This window comes from Streptomyces sp. A012304 (assembly GCF_026008495.1).
GTDB lineage: Bacteria > Actinomycetota > Actinomycetes > Streptomycetales > Streptomycetaceae > Streptomyces.
In genome coordinates, this window is the sequence record NZ_BQUN01000166.1 from 1 (window position 1) to 222 (window position 222).

Annotated in this window: 1 pseudogene; it reads left to right on the plus strand. The window is 75.2% G+C overall.

Annotated elements, in window-relative coordinates:
* Window positions 1–222 (plus strand): annotated as a pseudogene (locus ALMP_RS35375) (IS200/IS605 family accessory protein TnpB-related protein); the annotation flags it as partial.

Here is a 222-nt window from a genome sequence, read left to right on the forward strand (position 1 = left end):
CCGCTCAGCTCACCGAGGATGCGTGGCGCCGCCGGTGGGAAGCCTCCCGCCGCTTCCTGCAAGCGGACGGCGAGAGCGGCAAGCGGTACGGCAACGAGACGATCCGGGTCAGCCCGGACGGGGAGGTGAGCATCCGGCTCCCCGCCCCGCTCGCCCACCTCGCCAACGCCCCGCACGGCCGCTACGTGCTCGCAGCACGGGTGGCGTTCGCGCACCGGGGCG